The sequence below is a fragment of the Microbacterium sp. GCS4 genome (genome assembly GCF_001262495.1).
Lineage (GTDB): Bacteria > Actinomycetota > Actinomycetes > Actinomycetales > Microbacteriaceae > Microbacterium.
This window is the reverse complement of the sequence record NZ_LGYE01000001.1, coordinates 321,958-336,373: the sequence shown is the minus strand read 5'-3', so window position 1 is coordinate 336,373 and position 14,416 is coordinate 321,958. Positions and strand designations below refer to the sequence as shown.

Below are 14,416 nucleotides of genomic sequence, written 5' to 3'. Positions count from 1 at the left end.
GATGGGCGCCGCGATCGACGGATGTCGCTCGGCGCCCATCTCGTCGAACTGCGAAAGCGCCTCATCATCGCGGCGGTCGCACTCGTCCTCGGCATGGTGGTGGCCTTCCTCGTCACCGATCCGATCATCCACTTCATCACGGAGCCGATCCGACACGTCGCCAATGAACGCGGCGAGAGCATCGTCGCGCTGACGTTCTCCTCGGTCACCGCACCGTTCGACCTGCGGATGCGCATCGCATTCTCGATCGGCCTCTTCCTCTCCGCACCTGTGTGGCTCTGGCAGATCTGGGCGTTCATCATGCCCGGACTCACCAGGAAAGAGACCATGTACACGGTCAGCTTCGTGGGTGCGGCGATCCCGCTGTTCTTCGCGGGCTGCTACGTCGGCACTCTCGTGGTCCCGCACGTGATCGAGCTGATGGCCGGCTTCACACCTGAGGGCGGCAACAACCTCTACGAGGCATCCGCGTTCTATGATTTCGTCTTCAAACTCATGATCGTGGTCGGGGTATCCTTCGTCCTCCCGGTGTTCCTCGTCGCCCTGAACGTCGCCGGGATCATGACGGGCCGCGACATCCTCAAGGGCTGGCGTGTCGCGATCCTCATCTCGTGCGTCTTCGGAGCTCTCGCCACCCCGGCCGCAGATCTCGTGAGCATGTTCATGCTGGCCGGTATCCTCGTGCTGCTCTACTTCGCCGCCGCCCTCGTCTCCATGCTGTTCGACCGTCGCAAGCGCAAGCGCGACGAAGCCGCCGGCCTCGGCACGACGGCCGCATGAGCTCGCCCGCCGAGAGGTACGCGGCCGCCCGCGAGTCCGCGGGGCATCCGGAGACCGCCGCGTTCGCCGCCCGCCAGAAGTTCGACCTCGATCGCTTCCAGATCGAAGGCTGCCACGCGCTCGAACGCGGCAACAGCGTGCTCGTCGCCGCGCCCACCGGCGCGGGCAAGACGATCGTGGGAGAGTTCGCGATCCACCTCGCGATGCAGACTCCGACAGACAAGGCGTTCTACACCACGCCGATGAAGGCGCTGTCGAACCAGAAGTTCCGCGAACTGGTCGACGTGTATGGCGCCGACCAGGTCGGACTGCTCACCGGTGACACGAACATCAACGGCGGCGCCCGGATCGTCGTGATGACGACCGAGGTGCTCCGCAACATGATCTATGCGGACTCCGCGGCGCTTCGCGACCTCCGCTACGTCGTGATGGACGAGGTCCACTACCTCGCCGACCGCTTCCGCGGTGCTGTCTGGGAAGAGGTCATCATCCACCTCCCGCCGCACGTGCGTCTGGTGTCGCTGAGTGCGACGGTGTCGAACGCGGAGGAGTTCGGCGACTGGCTGGACACGGTACGCGGCGACACGGAGGTGATCGTCTCCGAGATCCGTCCCGTGCCTCTCGAGCAGCACGTCCTCGTGCGCGACGACCTGCTGCCGCTGTTCGACGACCGGGCTGGTCTCGCGACCGCGCGCGTGAACCAGGAGCTCATGCGCATCCGCTCGTTCACGGGCTCGCACTACGAGCAGAATCGCGAGGCGCAGTCGTACCGCAGCAACCGCCATGCGGGGCGTCAGGCGCAGAGGCCGCCGCGCGGCGGCCGTCGCCCCGTCCGCTCCGCGAACGTTCGGCGCATCGAGCGGATGGACCGCCCCGAGGTGGTGCGGCTGCTCGAGCGCTCGAACCTCCTCCCGGCCATCTTCTTCATCTTCAGCCGGGTCGGCTGCGACGCCGCCGTGCAGCAGATCCGGCGCTCCGGCCTGCGTCTCACCTCGGCGGAGGAGCGTGCGGAGATCCGAGCGCTCGTCGAGGAGCGCACCCGGTCGCTCCAGGACGAGGATCTCGGCGTCCTCGGCTACTTCGAGTGGCTCGACAACCTGGAACGCGGCGTCGCCTCCCACCACGCCGGACTCCTCCCCGCCTTCAAGGAGGTCGTCGAGGAGCTCTTCCAACGCAAGCTCGTGAAGGTCGTCTTCGCGACCGAGACCCTCGCGCTCGGCATCAACATGCCTGCACGGACCGTGGTCCTCGAGAAGATGGAGAAGTTCAACGGCGAGGCGCGCGTCGCGATCACCTCGGGCGAGTACACGCAGCTCACCGGTCGCGCCGGCCGCCGCGGCATCGACGTCGAGGGCCACGCCGTGGTGCAGTGGACCGAGGGAATGGACCCGCAGGCGGTCGCCGCACTCGCATCCCGCCGCACCTATCCGCTGAACTCCAGTTTCCGGCCGACGTACAACATGGCGGTCAACCTGATCGACCTGTTCGGGAAGGCCAGGGCGCGGGAGGTGCTGGAGTCGTCGTTCGCGCAGTTCCAGGCCGATCGGGCAGTCGTCGGCCTCGCGCGGAAGGTTCGCGAGGCGGAGGAGTCGCTCGACGGCTATCGGTCAGCGATGACGTGCGATCACGGCGACTTCATGGAGTATGCCGCGATGCGCCGCGAGATCACCGATCTGGAGAAGAAGAACCGCCAGGACTCGAACGCCCCGAGGGGGGCGCGCGACAAGCGGATGAAGCAGATCCAAGCCCTCCGCACCCGGATGCAGCGGCATGGATGCCACCGGTGCCCGGACCGCGAGTCTCACGCACGGTGGGCAGAGCGGTACTGGAAGCTCAAGCGCGAGACGGATCGCACCCGTCGACAGATCGAGACCCGCACGGGCACCGTCGCCCGCGTGTTCGATCGCGTCGTCGAGGTGCTCGAAACGCTCGATTATCTGAACCGCGACGCCGAGGAGCTGGTCCTCACGAGCGCTGGTCGCACGATGCGCCGCATCTACGGCGAACGCGACCTTCTGGTGGCCGAGTCTCTTCGTCAGGGCTTGTGGAAGGGGCTGGACGCCCCGTCGCTGGCCGCCATGGCCTGCTGTCTCGTCTACGAGCCGCGGCGCGACGAGGCGAACGCGGGGGAGCGGGGTCTGCCCCGCGGGGCCTTCCGTGCGGCGTATGAGAAGACGACGACGCTCTGGGCCGAGCTCGACGATCTCGAGAAGGACCACCATCTGCCCGGCACGGAGCCTCTCGCCGCGGGACTCGCAGGGGCCATGCACTCCTGGGCGCGAGGCGGCACGCTCGATCGTGTGCTGATCGACGCCGACATGGCCGCCGGCGACTTCGTGAGGTGGGCCAAGCAGACCATCGATCTGCTCGACCAGCTGTCGATCGTCGCCGAGGATGCGACGATCGCGCGCACGGCGCGCACCGCGCTCGACGGGGTTCGACGAGGAATCGTCGCCTACTCGTCGATGTGAGAAGGGGATCGATGTCCGACTCTCGAGCGAGCGCCGAACCGGGGCGCCCGATCCTCCCGCTGTGGGCCGCAGTCCTCGTCGCCGCCCTCGCCGCTGTGTTGATGGACCTCTCCTACCCGGATGCGGCCGTCTGGGTGCTGGCGTTCCCGGCGACCGCCCTGCTGCTGGTGTCGCTGATCGGGCGACGGGCGGGCGGCGCGCTGCTCGTGGCCGCCGTGTTCGGGATCCTCTTCTTCGCCCTGCTCGTGTCCTGGACTTCGCGATACCTGGGGCCGGTGCCGTGGATCGCACTGAGCGTCGTCGAGGGCGGACTCACCGCCCTCGCGCTGATCCTGATCACCCTGGCATATCGGTGGGTCCCCCGTGCCTTACCCGGCCGCTGGGGACGCATCGTCGTGCTGCCGGTGGTGGTCGCCGCACTCTGGGTCGGGCGAGAGCTGTTCGTCGGCTCCTGGCCCTACGGGGGCTTCCCCTGGGCACGTCTCGGGATGACGCAGGCGCAGAGCCCTCTGGCACCCGTGACGTCCTGGCTCGGCGTCTCCGGGCTCAGCTTCGTCATGGTGCTGCTGGTCGCGGTGCTGATCGAGCTCGTGCGTCTGCGTCGGGTCTTCCGCCCGGTTACCCTGATGGTGCCGGCGGCTCTCGTTCTCGTGCTGTTCTTCACACCGCTTTTTCCGACTGCGGCCTCGGGAAACATGCGGATCGCCGCCGTTCAGGGCAACGGTCCGACCGGCTACTTCGACGAACGGACCCCGTACTCCGTCGTGGACGCGCAGACGGAAGCGACCGAGCCCCTGTACGGCGAAGACGTCGACCTGCTGGTGTGGCCCGAGGGATCCCTCGACTACGATCCGTTCCAGACTCCGGACCTCGCACGACGGATCAGTCTGGTCAGCGCTCGGATCGACGCCCCTCTGCTGGCGAACGCGGCGACCGGACGCGATGAGCGGTACTACAACACCTCCATGCTGTGGCGCGATGGTGCTGCCGAGGCGATCCATGACAAGCGGCACCCCGTCCCCTTCGGCGAGTACGTACCGGACCGGCCCTTCTTCAACGCGCTGGCCCCAGATCTCATAGGCCTCATCCAGCGTGAGTACACGCCGGGTATCAACAGTTCGGTGATCGACATCGACGGGGTTCCGGTGGGACTCGCGATCTGCTTCGACGTGATCTACGACGACGTGGTCGACCAGGGTGTCCGCGACGGCGCCGAGGTCCTCGTGTTCCAGACGAACAACGCGGACTTCCGCGGCACAGACGAGAACTATCAGCAGCTCGCTTTCGCTCGTATGCGCGCGATCGAGACCGGGCGGAGCGTCGTGAACGTGTCGACGGTGGGAACCAGCCAGATCATCCGGCCGGACGGCGCGACGGTGTCGAGCCTGGACGCGGATGAGGCCGGAGCCCTGCTCGAAGATGTCGAGCTGCGCTCCGGCCTCACGGCGGGTGTGGTTCTGGGCCCCTGGATCCAGCAGCTTCTGCTGTGGGGCGGACTGGGTGCGCTCGTGATCGGGTGGTGGCGCGCCCGTCGGCGCTGATCAGGCGCCGATCTTCTCCCGGGTCGGGTCCTCACCGGCGCCGCGGCGGGCGCGGATGAAGGCGAGACGCTCCTCGAGGAGCTCTTCCAACTCGGCGCGGGTGCGGCGCTCCATGAGCATGTCCCAGTGCGTGCGTGCGGCCTTCTCGTCCGTGGCCTCGAGCGTGACGGCCTGACCGTCGACGTTCAGTCGTGCCTCGGCGCCGCACGAGCGGCACTCCCAGGTCTGCGGCGGCTCGGCATCGGCCGCGAACATCAGGTTCGTGACATGGCCGCATGCGTCACAGGTGTATGTGGTCTCCCGGCGCTCCATGAACACGACGCCCTCTTCGCTCTGTAGGCTCTGGGCGCCGAGTCGGATGCCGCGTAGGCTGCGATCTGCCATTGTGTGGTCCTCTCGTCGCTGTCAGGTATAACGTCCCAGCCTGTGGGCTTCATCCACGCCCGCGTCTTCTCGGCGCGATTCACAGCGGAATCCCAGCGCGACAGCGCAGGAGGCCGTGTTCCGCTCAGGCGCTGAGGGTCTCGACGGCGAGATCGGCGCGGTCCGACACGATCCCGTCGACGCCGAGGTCGACGAGTCGACGCATGTCGGACGGGTCGTTCACGGTCCAGACGTGCACCTCGACGCCGAACCGGTGCGCCGCGTCGAGAAGCACGGGCGTGAGCACTCGAAGGCGTCCGTGGCGCACGGGGATCTGGAGCGCGTCGACGTCGCGGAGGACGCGAGCGGGGGAGAGGCGCAGGGCCGACAGGGCTCGTACGGCGGCGATCGTGCGGCTGCCTCCGGACGTGGCAGGACGCAGCCCGGCGCCTGCGCGCAGGACGGCCGAGATCGTGGCGCGGCGGTTGGTGTCGTCGAAGCTGGTCACGAGCACGCGGTCGACGTGATCGGCGAGGATCGCGCCGAGCGGTTCCGCGGCATCCCGTGTCTTCACATCGATGTTGAACCGGGAGGACGGGAAGGACGCGAGAGCATCCGACACCGTCAGCAGGCCTCCGTGATCGGCGAAGAGATCGGCCAGTTCGCGCGTCGACACCTCCCGGACCGCTCGGTGATCGCCGGTCAGGCGCGTGAGCGTCGAGTCGTGGAACAGGATCACGTCGCCGTCCGCGGTGACCTGGCAGTCGGTCTCGATGTACTCCACGCCGGCGGCGTGTGCGGCGGCGAACGCGGCGGCGGTGTTCTCCCACACGCCCGAGGCTCCGCCCTGCTCCGTCACGAGGCCGCGATGCGCGAAGACCCGCGGGTGGGCGGTCTTCTCGAAGTACGGGTGCGTCACGCGCCGGGCGCGCTGGTCGGTCCCTGGCCCGGCTTGGGCGTGAAGGCGCTGCCGATGCCCTTGAGCGCCTCGGTGAGCTCGCTCGGGATGATCCACAGCTTGCTGGACTCGCTCTCGCTGATCTTCGGCAGCATCTGCAGGTACTGGTAGGCGAGGAGCTTGTCGTCCGGCTGCCCCTGGTGGATCGCGCTGAACACGTTCTGGATGGCCTCGGCCTCACCCTGAGCACGCAGGACGGCGGCCTGCTTGTCGCCCTCGGCGCGCAGGATCTCGGCCTGGCGGCGGCCCTCAGCCTCGAGGATCTGCGACTGCTTGGAGCCCTCTGCGGTGAGGATCGCGGCGCGACGGTCTCGCTCGGCGCGCATCTGCTTCTCCATGGAGTCCTGGATCGAGATGGGCGGGTCGATCGCCTTGAGCTCGACGCGGCCGACGCGGATGCCCCACTTGCCCGTCGCCTCGTCGAGCACGACGCGCAACTGGCCGTTGATGTTGTCGCGGCTCGTGAGAGCCTCTTCGAGGTTGAGGCCACCGACGACGTTGCGGAGGGTGGTCGTCGTGAGCTGCTCGACCGCGCCCAGGTAGTTGGCGATCTCGTAGGTCGCGGCCCGCGCATCCGTCACCTGGAAGTAGACGACCGTGTCGATGGAGACGACGAGGTTGTCCTCCGTGATCACGGGCTGCGGCGGGAAGGACACGACCTGCTCGCGCATGTCGATCAGTGGGCGCAGGCGGTCGATGAACGGCACGAGGATGTTGAGGCCTGGCGTCAGCGTCTTGTGGTACCGCCCGAGGCGCTCGACCACGCCGGCCGTGGCCTGCGGGATGATGCGGATGGATCGAGCCAGCGTCACCACCACGAAGATGATGACCGCGATGATGAAGATCCACAGGATCGCGGTCGGGATGAACGAGGAATCCTCCACGGAACTCTCCTAGTCGTTGACGGGGCGGACGATGGCGGTGGCCCCGTTGATCGCGCTGATCGCGACCGGCGAGCCCTGCGGGATGGAAACGGGCGACAGCGAGCGGGCGGTCCAGGTGTCGCCGTTGCTCAGCTTCACCTGTCCCGAGATCTGCGTGACGTCCTGCAAGGCGATGCCTCGCAGATCTAGCAGCGCGTCGACGTTGGACTTCGTCGGATCCTCGCCACGATGAAGTCGACGCAGCAGCGGCGGGCGCAGCAGGAGGATGAATGCGGCGGCCGCGACGGCGGCGATGATGACCTGCACCCACGCCGGTAGGCCGACGAGGTCGGTGACGAGCCCGATCGCGCTGCCGAAGCTGAGCATCAGGAACGTGAAATCGAGGGTCAGCATCTCGATCACGAGGAAGAGGGCGATGAGGACGAGCCAGCCGATCCAGGCCCAGTTCTCGACGATGTCGATGAAGACGGAGAAGTCGTTCATGCTGCCTCCCTTTGCGGTCAACCTATCACGCACGTGCGCCGCGATCACGGCGTGCCCGCGGCCGGTTGGTAGTCTGGGTTCGCCGTGCGATCACGGCGTTCGATGCACTTGAGGAGTCACCGTGACCGACGTTCTTCCCGCAGGATCCCTCGACGGCAAGGTGGCGCTCGTCACCGGATCGTCCCGCGGCATCGGTGCCGACACCGTGCGCTACCTCGCCGAGGCGGGAGCCGACGTCGTCATCAACTACCGCAACAAGGCGCCTCGCGCTGAGAAGCTCGCCGCGCAGTTGCGCGAACTGGGTCGCCGTGCTCTTGTCGTCGGGGCCGACCTCACCGACCCCGCCTCGGTCGCCGAGATGCTCGACGCCGTCAAGGCCGAGTACGGCCGCCTCGACGTCCTCGTGCTCAACGCCTCGGGGGGCATGGAGTCCGGCATGGCCGAGGACTATGCGCTGACCCTCAACCGCGACGCGCAGATCAACGTGCTCGAGGCCGCGACGCCGCTGCTGGGCGAGGGGTCGCGCGTCGTGTTCGTCACGAGCCACCAGGCGCACTTCATCCGCACGACGCCCACGATGCCCGAGTACGAGCCGGTCGCGCTGTCGAAGCGCGCCGGCGAGGACGCGCTCCGCGAGCGCATCCCGGGTCTCGCCGAGAAGGGGATCGGCTTCACGGTCGTCTCAGGCGACATGATCGAGGGCACGATCACGGCGACCCTCCTCGAGCGGGCGAACCCCGGGGCGATCGCGGAGCGTCGCGAGTCGGCGGGCAAGCTCTACAACGTGTCCGAGTTCGCGGCCGAGGTCGCCCGGGCGGCGGTCGACCCGGTCCCCGCCGACAACACCCGTCTCGTGGGCGACGTGAGCGGTTTCGCGGCCGAGTGACCCGACGCCGGAGCGGACAAGAGGCGCCACGTCCGGGATCGGACGGGGCGCCTCTTCCTGCATGACCGGTGAGTCAGCTCGCGGCATCCGGTCGCACCGTCGCGGCGACGTTCTTCGCGTCCTTCCCGATGGTGACCGCGCGGACGATCTGCACGATCCCCAGAACGACGAGCGAGATCCCGAGGAACAGCCACAGCACGGCCGCGGCGTAGAGCGGAGAGAACAGCACGATGATGCCGGCGACGATGCTGAGCAGTGCGTAGAGCAGAGTCCACACGCGGGAGCCGTCGCTGCCGAGCAGCGTGAGGGAGACGACGCCGTCGACGATCCAGCTGATGCCGATGAAGATCACGACGACGAGCGCGAGTGTCGCCGCCGCGACGCCGAGGTTGGCGAACGCGATGATGCCCGCCACGATGTAGAGCAGGCCGAGCGCGAGGTGCCCGACTCGCGCCCACCCGCCCTTGCGGTGCGAGAAGATGCCGAGGCCGATGTACACGAGACCGGCGACGACGAGATAGGCGGCGACGATCCCCGTCACGATCACGGCCGACTTGACCGGCCAGACGAGCAGGACGATGCCGGCGACGAGTGCGATGACGCCCGAGACGGCGAGGGTGATGCGGATGGACTTGAAGAGCGACGACGCTTCCGTCGCGATCGAATCAGACATGGTGGGAGACCCTTTCTGAGAGAACCCTGTGAGGGATGATCACAGGGTAGCGCTCCCACAGTCCGAGCGGGGGAGGACCGTCCGCCGGCGTCGCGAGCCGTCATACGGCGGCATCCCGCGACATGGGATGATTCTCGCGTGACCGCCGACTCCGACGCCCGACTCCGCGAGCTCGTGATCATGCGCAAGGTCCGTGACCGGATCGACCGGGAGTATGCGCAGCCGCTCGACGTCGAGTCGCTCGCGCGGGGAGCGCACATGTCGGCCGGTCACCTCAGCCGCCGATTCCGTGAGACCTACGGGGAGTCGCCGTACTCCTACCTCATGACCCGGCGTATCGAACGGGCGATGGCCCTGCTCCGCCGCGGCGACCTGTCGGTGACCGAGGTGTGCACCGAGGTCGGCGGTTCCTCCCTCGGCACCTTCACGACCCGGTTCACCGAACTCGTCGGTGTCCCACCCGGGGTGTACCGTGAACGCGCCGCACACGTCGACGGCATACCGACGTTCCAGGCGAAACATGTCACCCGACCGATCAGGAATCGAGAAGCACCGCGCACCGACGCGCACCTAACCTGAACCCATGAACATCAACATCCACTACGCGTTCCTGCCGCACACGGACGCCGAGGCTGCTCTCGGCTTCTACCGCGATGCCCTGGGGTTCGAGGTGCGGGGCGACGTCGGCTACGACGGTCTGCGCTGGCTCACCGTCGGACCGGAAGGGCAGCCCGAGACCTCGATCGTGCTCCACCCGCCGGCGACGGACCCCGGGATCACGGACTCCGAGCGCCAGACGATCCTCGAGCTGATAGCGAAGGGCAGCTACGGCGCGCTCACCCTCTCGAGCGACGATCTCGACGCTCTGTTCGAGCGACTCGTGGAGAGGGGAGCGGACGTGGTTCAGGAGCCCATGGACCAGCCCTACGGCGTCCGTGACTGCGCATTCCGCGACCCTGCGGGTAACCTGCTCCGTATCAACCAGGCCGGCTGACCGGCCACGACTCCGAGGACCACGATGACCCACGTCGCCGACGGCCACGACCTGATCCGCGTCCAGGGCGCGCGCGAGAACAACCTGAAGGAGGTCAGCGTCGACATCCCCAAGCGCCGGCTGACGGTGTTCACGGGGGTGTCCGGATCGGGGAAGAGCTCACTCGTGTTCGACACCATCGCCGCGGAGTCGCGACGCATGATCGACGAGACCTACAGTGCGTTCGTGCAGGGCTTCATGCCCTCCGTGCCGCGGCCCGACGTCGACGTGCTCGAAGGCCTGACCACGGCGATCATCGTCGATCAGGAGCGTCTCGGCGCGAACCCGCGTTCCACCGTCGGCACCGTCACGGATGCGAACGCCATGCTCCGCATCCTGTTCAGCAAGCTCGGCCAGCCGTACATCGGCGGACCCACGGCCTTCTCCTTCAACATCCCGACGCAGAAGGCGAGCGGGGTCATGACCGGACCCGGAGGCGAGAAGAAGATCGTGAAGGACGCGATCTACCTCGGCGGGATGTGCCCGCGCTGCGAGGGCAGGGGAGCGGTGTCCGACCTCGATCTCGCGCAGATCGTCGACGAGACGAAGTCGCTCGACGAGGGCGCCATCATGGTTCCCGGTTACACGGCCGACGGCTGGATGGTGAAGGGGTTCTCGCAGTCGGGTTTCTATCCCGGCGACAAGCCGATCGCCGAGTTCAGCGAGAAGCAGCGTCACCTCTTCCTCTACGGCGAGGTCACGAAGGTCAAGATCTCGGGCATCAACATGACCTATGAGGGGCTGATCCCCAAGATCACGAAGTCCATGCTCTCGAAGGACCTCGACGCACTGCAGCCCCACATCCGCGCCTTCGTCGAACGCGTCGCGACGTTCGCGACGTGCCCCGAGTGCGAGGGGACGCGGCTCACCGAGGGTGCACGATCCTCGAAGATCGACGGGATCAGCATCGCCGACGCGTGCCGGATGCAGGTCACCGATCTCGCCGAGTGGGTGCGCGGCCTCGATCAGCCGGGCGCGGCTCCGCTGCTCGAGGCGCTGCGCGCGAACCTCGACGCGTTCGTGACCCTGGGACTCGGCTACCTCAGCCTCGATCGCCCGTCGGGCACGCTGTCCGGCGGTGAGGCGCAGCGCATCAAGATGCTGCGACACCTCGGCTCCTCGCTCACGGACGTCACCTACGTCTTCGACGAGCCCACCATCGGGCTGCACCCGCACGACATCCAGCGCATGAACAGTCTGCTGCTCCGCCTGCGGGACAAGGGCAACACGGTCCTCGTGGTCGAGCACAAGCCCGAGACCATCGCGATCGGCGATCACGTGGTCGATCTCGGTCCCGGCGCGGGCAGCGCGGGCGGACAGATCTGCTTCGAGGGGTCGGTCGATGGACTCAAGTCGAGCGGCACGCGCACCGGCACCCACCTCGACGACCGGGCCGCTCTCAAGTCCTCCGTGCGCACGAGCACCGGGGTGATCGAGGTCCGCGGCGCGACGGCCAACAACCTGCGGGACGTCGACGTCGACATCCCGACGGGAGTGCTCACGGTCGTCACCGGTGTCGCCGGCTCGGGCAAGAGTTCGCTGATCCACGGCTCGGTGTCGAAGCGCGAGGGCGTGGTCGCGATCGACCAGGCGGCGATCAAGGGATCACGGCGCAGCAACCCGGCGACGTACACGGGGCTCCTCGAGCCGATTCGCAAGGCCTTCGCGAAGGCCAACGGGGTGAAGCCCGCCCTGTTCAGCGCGAACTCGGAGGGCGCGTGCCCCACCTGCAAGGGTGCCGGCGTCATCATCACCGAGCTCGGGTTCATGGACACGATCGAGACGCCGTGCGAGGACTGCGGCGGCAAGCGCTTCCAGGCGGCCGTGCTCGAGTACAAGCTCGCGGGCAAGGACATCACCGAGGTGCTCGACCTGCCCGTCTCGGAGGCGCGGGTGTTCTTCTCCGAGGGGGAGGCGAAGCTGCCGGCCGCGACGGCGATCCTCGGACGACTGGATGACGTGGGGCTGGGATACCTGTCCCTGGGACAGCCGCTCTCCACGCTGTCGGGTGGTGAACGACAGCGCATCAAGCTCGCCATCCAGATGGGCGAGAAAGGGGATGTCTATGTGCTGGACGAGCCGACGACAGGTCTCCACCTCGCCGACGTGCAGAACATCCTGGGTCTTCTCGATCGCCTCGTCGAGTCGGGCAAGACCGTGATCGTGATCGAGCACCACCAGGCCGTCATGGCCCACGCCGACTGGATCATCGACATCGGTCCCGGGGCGGGTCACGACGGCGGCCGTGTGGTGTTCCAGGGGAGTCCCGCCGACCTCGTCGCCGATCGTTCCACGCTCACCGGGGAGCACCTCGCCGCCTACGTCGGGGCCTGATCCCGCCACCCTCATCCAAGGAGCACACCGTGTCTCTCGTCCGTGTCCACAACTTCACGATCTCGCTCGACGGCTTCGGAGCAGGGGAGGGGCAGACGCTCGAAGCGCCGTTCGGCCATGCCGGTCATCGTCTGATGGCCTGGGCCTTCGGCACCCGGACCTTCCGGAACATGGGTCTGCCCGGAGACGGACCCGGGTCGGATGGCGTGGATGACGCGTTCGCACGTCGTTGGAACGACGGCATCGGGGTCGAGATCATGGGTCGGAACAAGTTCGGGCCCCAGCGCGGCCCGTGGACGGACGACGAGTGGAAGGGGTGGTGGGGCGATGAGCCGCCGTTCCGCACGCCGGTCATCGTGCTGACCCACCATGTGCGCGAGCCCATCGAGATGGCCGGAGGCACGACCTTCCATTTCATGGACGCCGATCCCGTGGAGGCGCTTCGTCAGGCACGGGAGCTGGCGGGGGAGAAGGACGTCCGTATCGGCGGAGGCGTCGAGACCGTGCGGCAGTTCCTCGCCGCGGATCTGGTGGATCGCATGCACCTCGTGATCGCGCCCATCGTGCTCGGACGCGGTGAGCGACTGTGGGACGGACTCGAAGGTCTCGAGGAGCGTTACGAGATCGAGTCCACGACGTCGCCCGGTGGCGTCGTGCATCGGAACTTCACACGACGGCCTCGCTGAACGCGCTCAGTCGCGTCGAGCGATGATCGTATACGTGCAGGGCACCAGGTCTCGTTCCGCCTCCGGCCAGGCGTAGCCCCGGGGGACCTCGACCATGCGGGAGCTGAACCGCCAGGGCAGCGTGCGGCCCTCATCGAAGTGCACGATCCGCAGCCCGGAACGCAGCAGCGCGCCGAGTATCTCGGAGAGGGGGTGCGCCCACTCATAGGTCCGAGCGTGCGCGACGACGCCGTCGCCGGCGTACGTCGAGGCGTCGTCCCACCGCTGCGCCCGGCCGTCGCCGAAGTACGGGTACCGCGCGGTGAGCTGCGGGGCGTCCTCATCGAGTGCATAGAGAGCAGGATGACCGTCCCTGATGAAGAACGTTCCGCCGGGCCGCAGCAGTTGGACGATCTGCGTCGCCCATCGGTCGAGATCGTTCAGCCAGCAGATGGTCCCGATACTGGTATAGACCACATCGAAGTCTCCGCTGACGGCGGCACGAGCGTCCAGCACGTCGGTTTCGACCCAGGATCCTTCGGCGCCGACGCGTGCCGCCAGAGCCTCAGCCGCGACGAGCGCTGGTCGGGAGAAATCAACGCCGGTCACCGTCGCACCCGCACGAGCCAACGAGATCGTGTCGGTTCCGATGTGGCACTGCAGGTGCACCAGATCGAGCCCGCTGAGGTCGTTCGTCCCGAGTGCGCGGGTCAAGACGGGAAGATCGTCCACGACGACGTCACTCAGATGCGCCGGGTCATCGAACGCGTCGATGCCGTAGGCGCTCTGGTGCAGGGGCACACGATCGTCCCAGTTGTCCCGGTTCGCCTGACGCGCGTCGTCCCAATGGATGTCTGTGGCATCTCCGCTCATGGTCCGAGCCTAACGAGCGATCGCAGGGGCCTCTCTCGCGTGGATCCACAAGAGCCGATAATGCACATTATGTCAGTTCACTTTCCATGGCACGGCTACCGCGACAGCCAACCCGGGACATCGCCGGTCTTCCCCGGCCGGAGCACGACCGCGACGAGCTTGTGCTGAATGGTTCTCAACGCCTGAATCGTCTCGGCATCTGTGTACTCCGTCGTGGAGATCCAATCGACGCCCGACCCGATGACGTCGCTGATGAACACGACTTCGGTGGCCATCAGCGCGCGGGTCCAGTCCTCGCGGCTCAGAGGCTCCCCATCCGAAATCCGCTTGGCGAGGTGAGCGCCGTCACGAAGCAAAGACTCTGTGCCTTCGAACCCGAGGGCGACTGCCATCGCCTCACTGCAGTGCGCAGGACCACCCCACTCCCTCAAACCCCGCGACAGGAGTTTGCGTTCAGGACCCGACAGCTCGA

At 67.4% G+C, this 14,416-nt stretch carries 15 protein-coding genes; 8 read left to right on the top strand and 7 right to left on the bottom strand.

Going from position 1 to position 14,416, the window contains the following annotated elements; genetic code table 11:
- The first annotated feature begins 21 nt into the window (after positions 1-21).
- Genes tatC through lnt form a run of 3 tightly spaced genes read left to right on the top strand, consistent with a single transcriptional unit; the run spans position 22 to position 4,792 of the window.
- Positions 22-780: a twin-arginine translocase subunit TatC gene (gene tatC, locus AKH00_RS01720; RefSeq protein ID WP_050720991.1), complete on the top strand. Its 759-nt coding sequence runs from the start codon at positions 22-24 to the stop codon at positions 778-780.
- Entirely contained in the window at positions 777-3,251 is a 2,475-nt protein-coding gene (locus tag AKH00_RS01715) for a DEAD/DEAH box helicase (protein ID WP_050720990.1), read from the top strand. Before tatC ends, AKH00_RS01715 begins: the two co-directional genes overlap by 4 nt.
- A gap of 11 nt (positions 3,252-3,262) precedes the next feature.
- A complete protein-coding gene (gene lnt / locus AKH00_RS01710) occupies positions 3,263-4,792 on the top strand; it encodes an apolipoprotein N-acyltransferase (RefSeq protein WP_050720989.1) in 1,530 nt (509 codons plus the stop codon).
- Here lnt and AKH00_RS01705 read toward each other — a convergent pair whose 3' ends face one another.
- The 4 genes from AKH00_RS01705 to AKH00_RS01690 all read right to left on the bottom strand — a co-directional run bounded on the left by AKH00_RS01705 (position 4,793) and on the right by AKH00_RS01690 (position 7,480).
- Positions 4,793-5,176, bottom strand: coding sequence for an RNA polymerase-binding protein RbpA (locus AKH00_RS01705; RefSeq protein WP_050720988.1), 384 nt, complete (start codon positions 5,174-5,176; stop codon positions 4,793-4,795).
- Positions 5,177-5,300: 124 nt separating this feature from the next.
- Positions 5,301-6,074 carry a glycerophosphodiester phosphodiesterase family protein gene (locus AKH00_RS01700; RefSeq protein WP_050720987.1) on the bottom strand — a complete coding sequence of 258 codons (774 nt, stop codon included), beginning with the start codon at positions 6,072-6,074 and terminating at the stop codon, positions 5,301-5,303.
- The gene (locus AKH00_RS01695) at positions 6,071-6,997 is read right to left on the bottom strand and encodes an SPFH domain-containing protein (RefSeq protein ID WP_050720986.1); all 927 of its coding nucleotides are present in this window, start codon (positions 6,995-6,997) and stop codon (positions 6,071-6,073) included. Before AKH00_RS01695 ends, AKH00_RS01700 begins: the two co-directional genes overlap by 4 nt.
- Positions 6,998-7,006: 9 nt before the next feature.
- Positions 7,007-7,480: an NfeD family protein gene (locus AKH00_RS01690; protein ID WP_050720985.1), complete on the bottom strand. Its 474-nt coding sequence runs from the start codon at positions 7,478-7,480 to the stop codon at positions 7,007-7,009.
- 121 nt (positions 7,481-7,601) lie between these two features.
- On the opposite strand from AKH00_RS01690, the gene AKH00_RS01685 reads away from it, so the two are divergent.
- On the top strand, positions 7,602-8,366 hold the full coding sequence (locus AKH00_RS01685; RefSeq protein WP_050720984.1) for an SDR family oxidoreductase: 765 nt from the start codon (positions 7,602-7,604) through the stop codon (positions 8,364-8,366).
- A gap of 73 nt (positions 8,367-8,439) precedes the next feature.
- Here the strand turns inward: AKH00_RS01685 and AKH00_RS01680 are convergent, their stop codons facing one another.
- Positions 8,440-9,039 carry an HdeD family acid-resistance protein gene (locus tag AKH00_RS01680; protein WP_050720983.1) on the bottom strand — a complete coding sequence of 200 codons (600 nt, stop codon included), beginning with the start codon at positions 9,037-9,039 and terminating at the stop codon, positions 8,440-8,442.
- Positions 9,040-9,219: 180 nt separating this feature from the next.
- Between AKH00_RS01680 and AKH00_RS01675 the strand changes: the two genes are divergently transcribed.
- The 4 genes from AKH00_RS01675 to AKH00_RS01660 are packed head-to-tail and all read left to right on the top strand — an operon-like array spanning position 9,220 to position 13,092.
- Positions 9,220-9,618: a helix-turn-helix transcriptional regulator gene (locus AKH00_RS01675; protein ID WP_050721986.1), complete on the top strand. Its 399-nt coding sequence runs from the start codon at positions 9,220-9,222 to the stop codon at positions 9,616-9,618.
- 4 nt (positions 9,619-9,622) lie between these two features.
- Complete coding sequence (locus tag AKH00_RS01670; RefSeq protein ID WP_050720982.1) at positions 9,623-10,033, top strand: VOC family protein; 411 nt, start codon at positions 9,623-9,625, stop codon at positions 10,031-10,033.
- Between the two features lie 24 nt (positions 10,034-10,057).
- Positions 10,058-12,406 carry an ATP-binding cassette domain-containing protein gene (locus AKH00_RS01665; RefSeq protein ID WP_050720981.1) on the top strand — a complete coding sequence of 783 codons (2,349 nt, stop codon included), beginning with the start codon at positions 10,058-10,060 and terminating at the stop codon, positions 12,404-12,406.
- 29 nt (positions 12,407-12,435) lie between these two features.
- Entirely contained in the window at positions 12,436-13,092 is a 657-nt protein-coding gene (locus tag AKH00_RS01660; RefSeq protein WP_050720980.1) for a dihydrofolate reductase family protein, read from the top strand.
- A 6-nt stretch (positions 13,093-13,098) separates the two neighbouring features.
- Here AKH00_RS01660 and AKH00_RS01655 read toward each other — a convergent pair whose 3' ends face one another.
- Together AKH00_RS01655 and AKH00_RS01650 are read right to left on the bottom strand one after the other, a co-directional pair.
- Complete coding sequence (locus tag AKH00_RS01655; RefSeq protein WP_050720979.1) at positions 13,099-13,944, bottom strand: class I SAM-dependent methyltransferase; 846 nt, start codon at positions 13,942-13,944, stop codon at positions 13,099-13,101.
- 95 nt (positions 13,945-14,039) lie between these two features.
- Complete coding sequence (locus AKH00_RS01650; RefSeq protein WP_200903781.1) at positions 14,040-14,336, bottom strand: hypothetical protein; 297 nt, start codon at positions 14,334-14,336, stop codon at positions 14,040-14,042.
- Between the last annotated feature and the right edge of the window lie 80 nt (positions 14,337-14,416).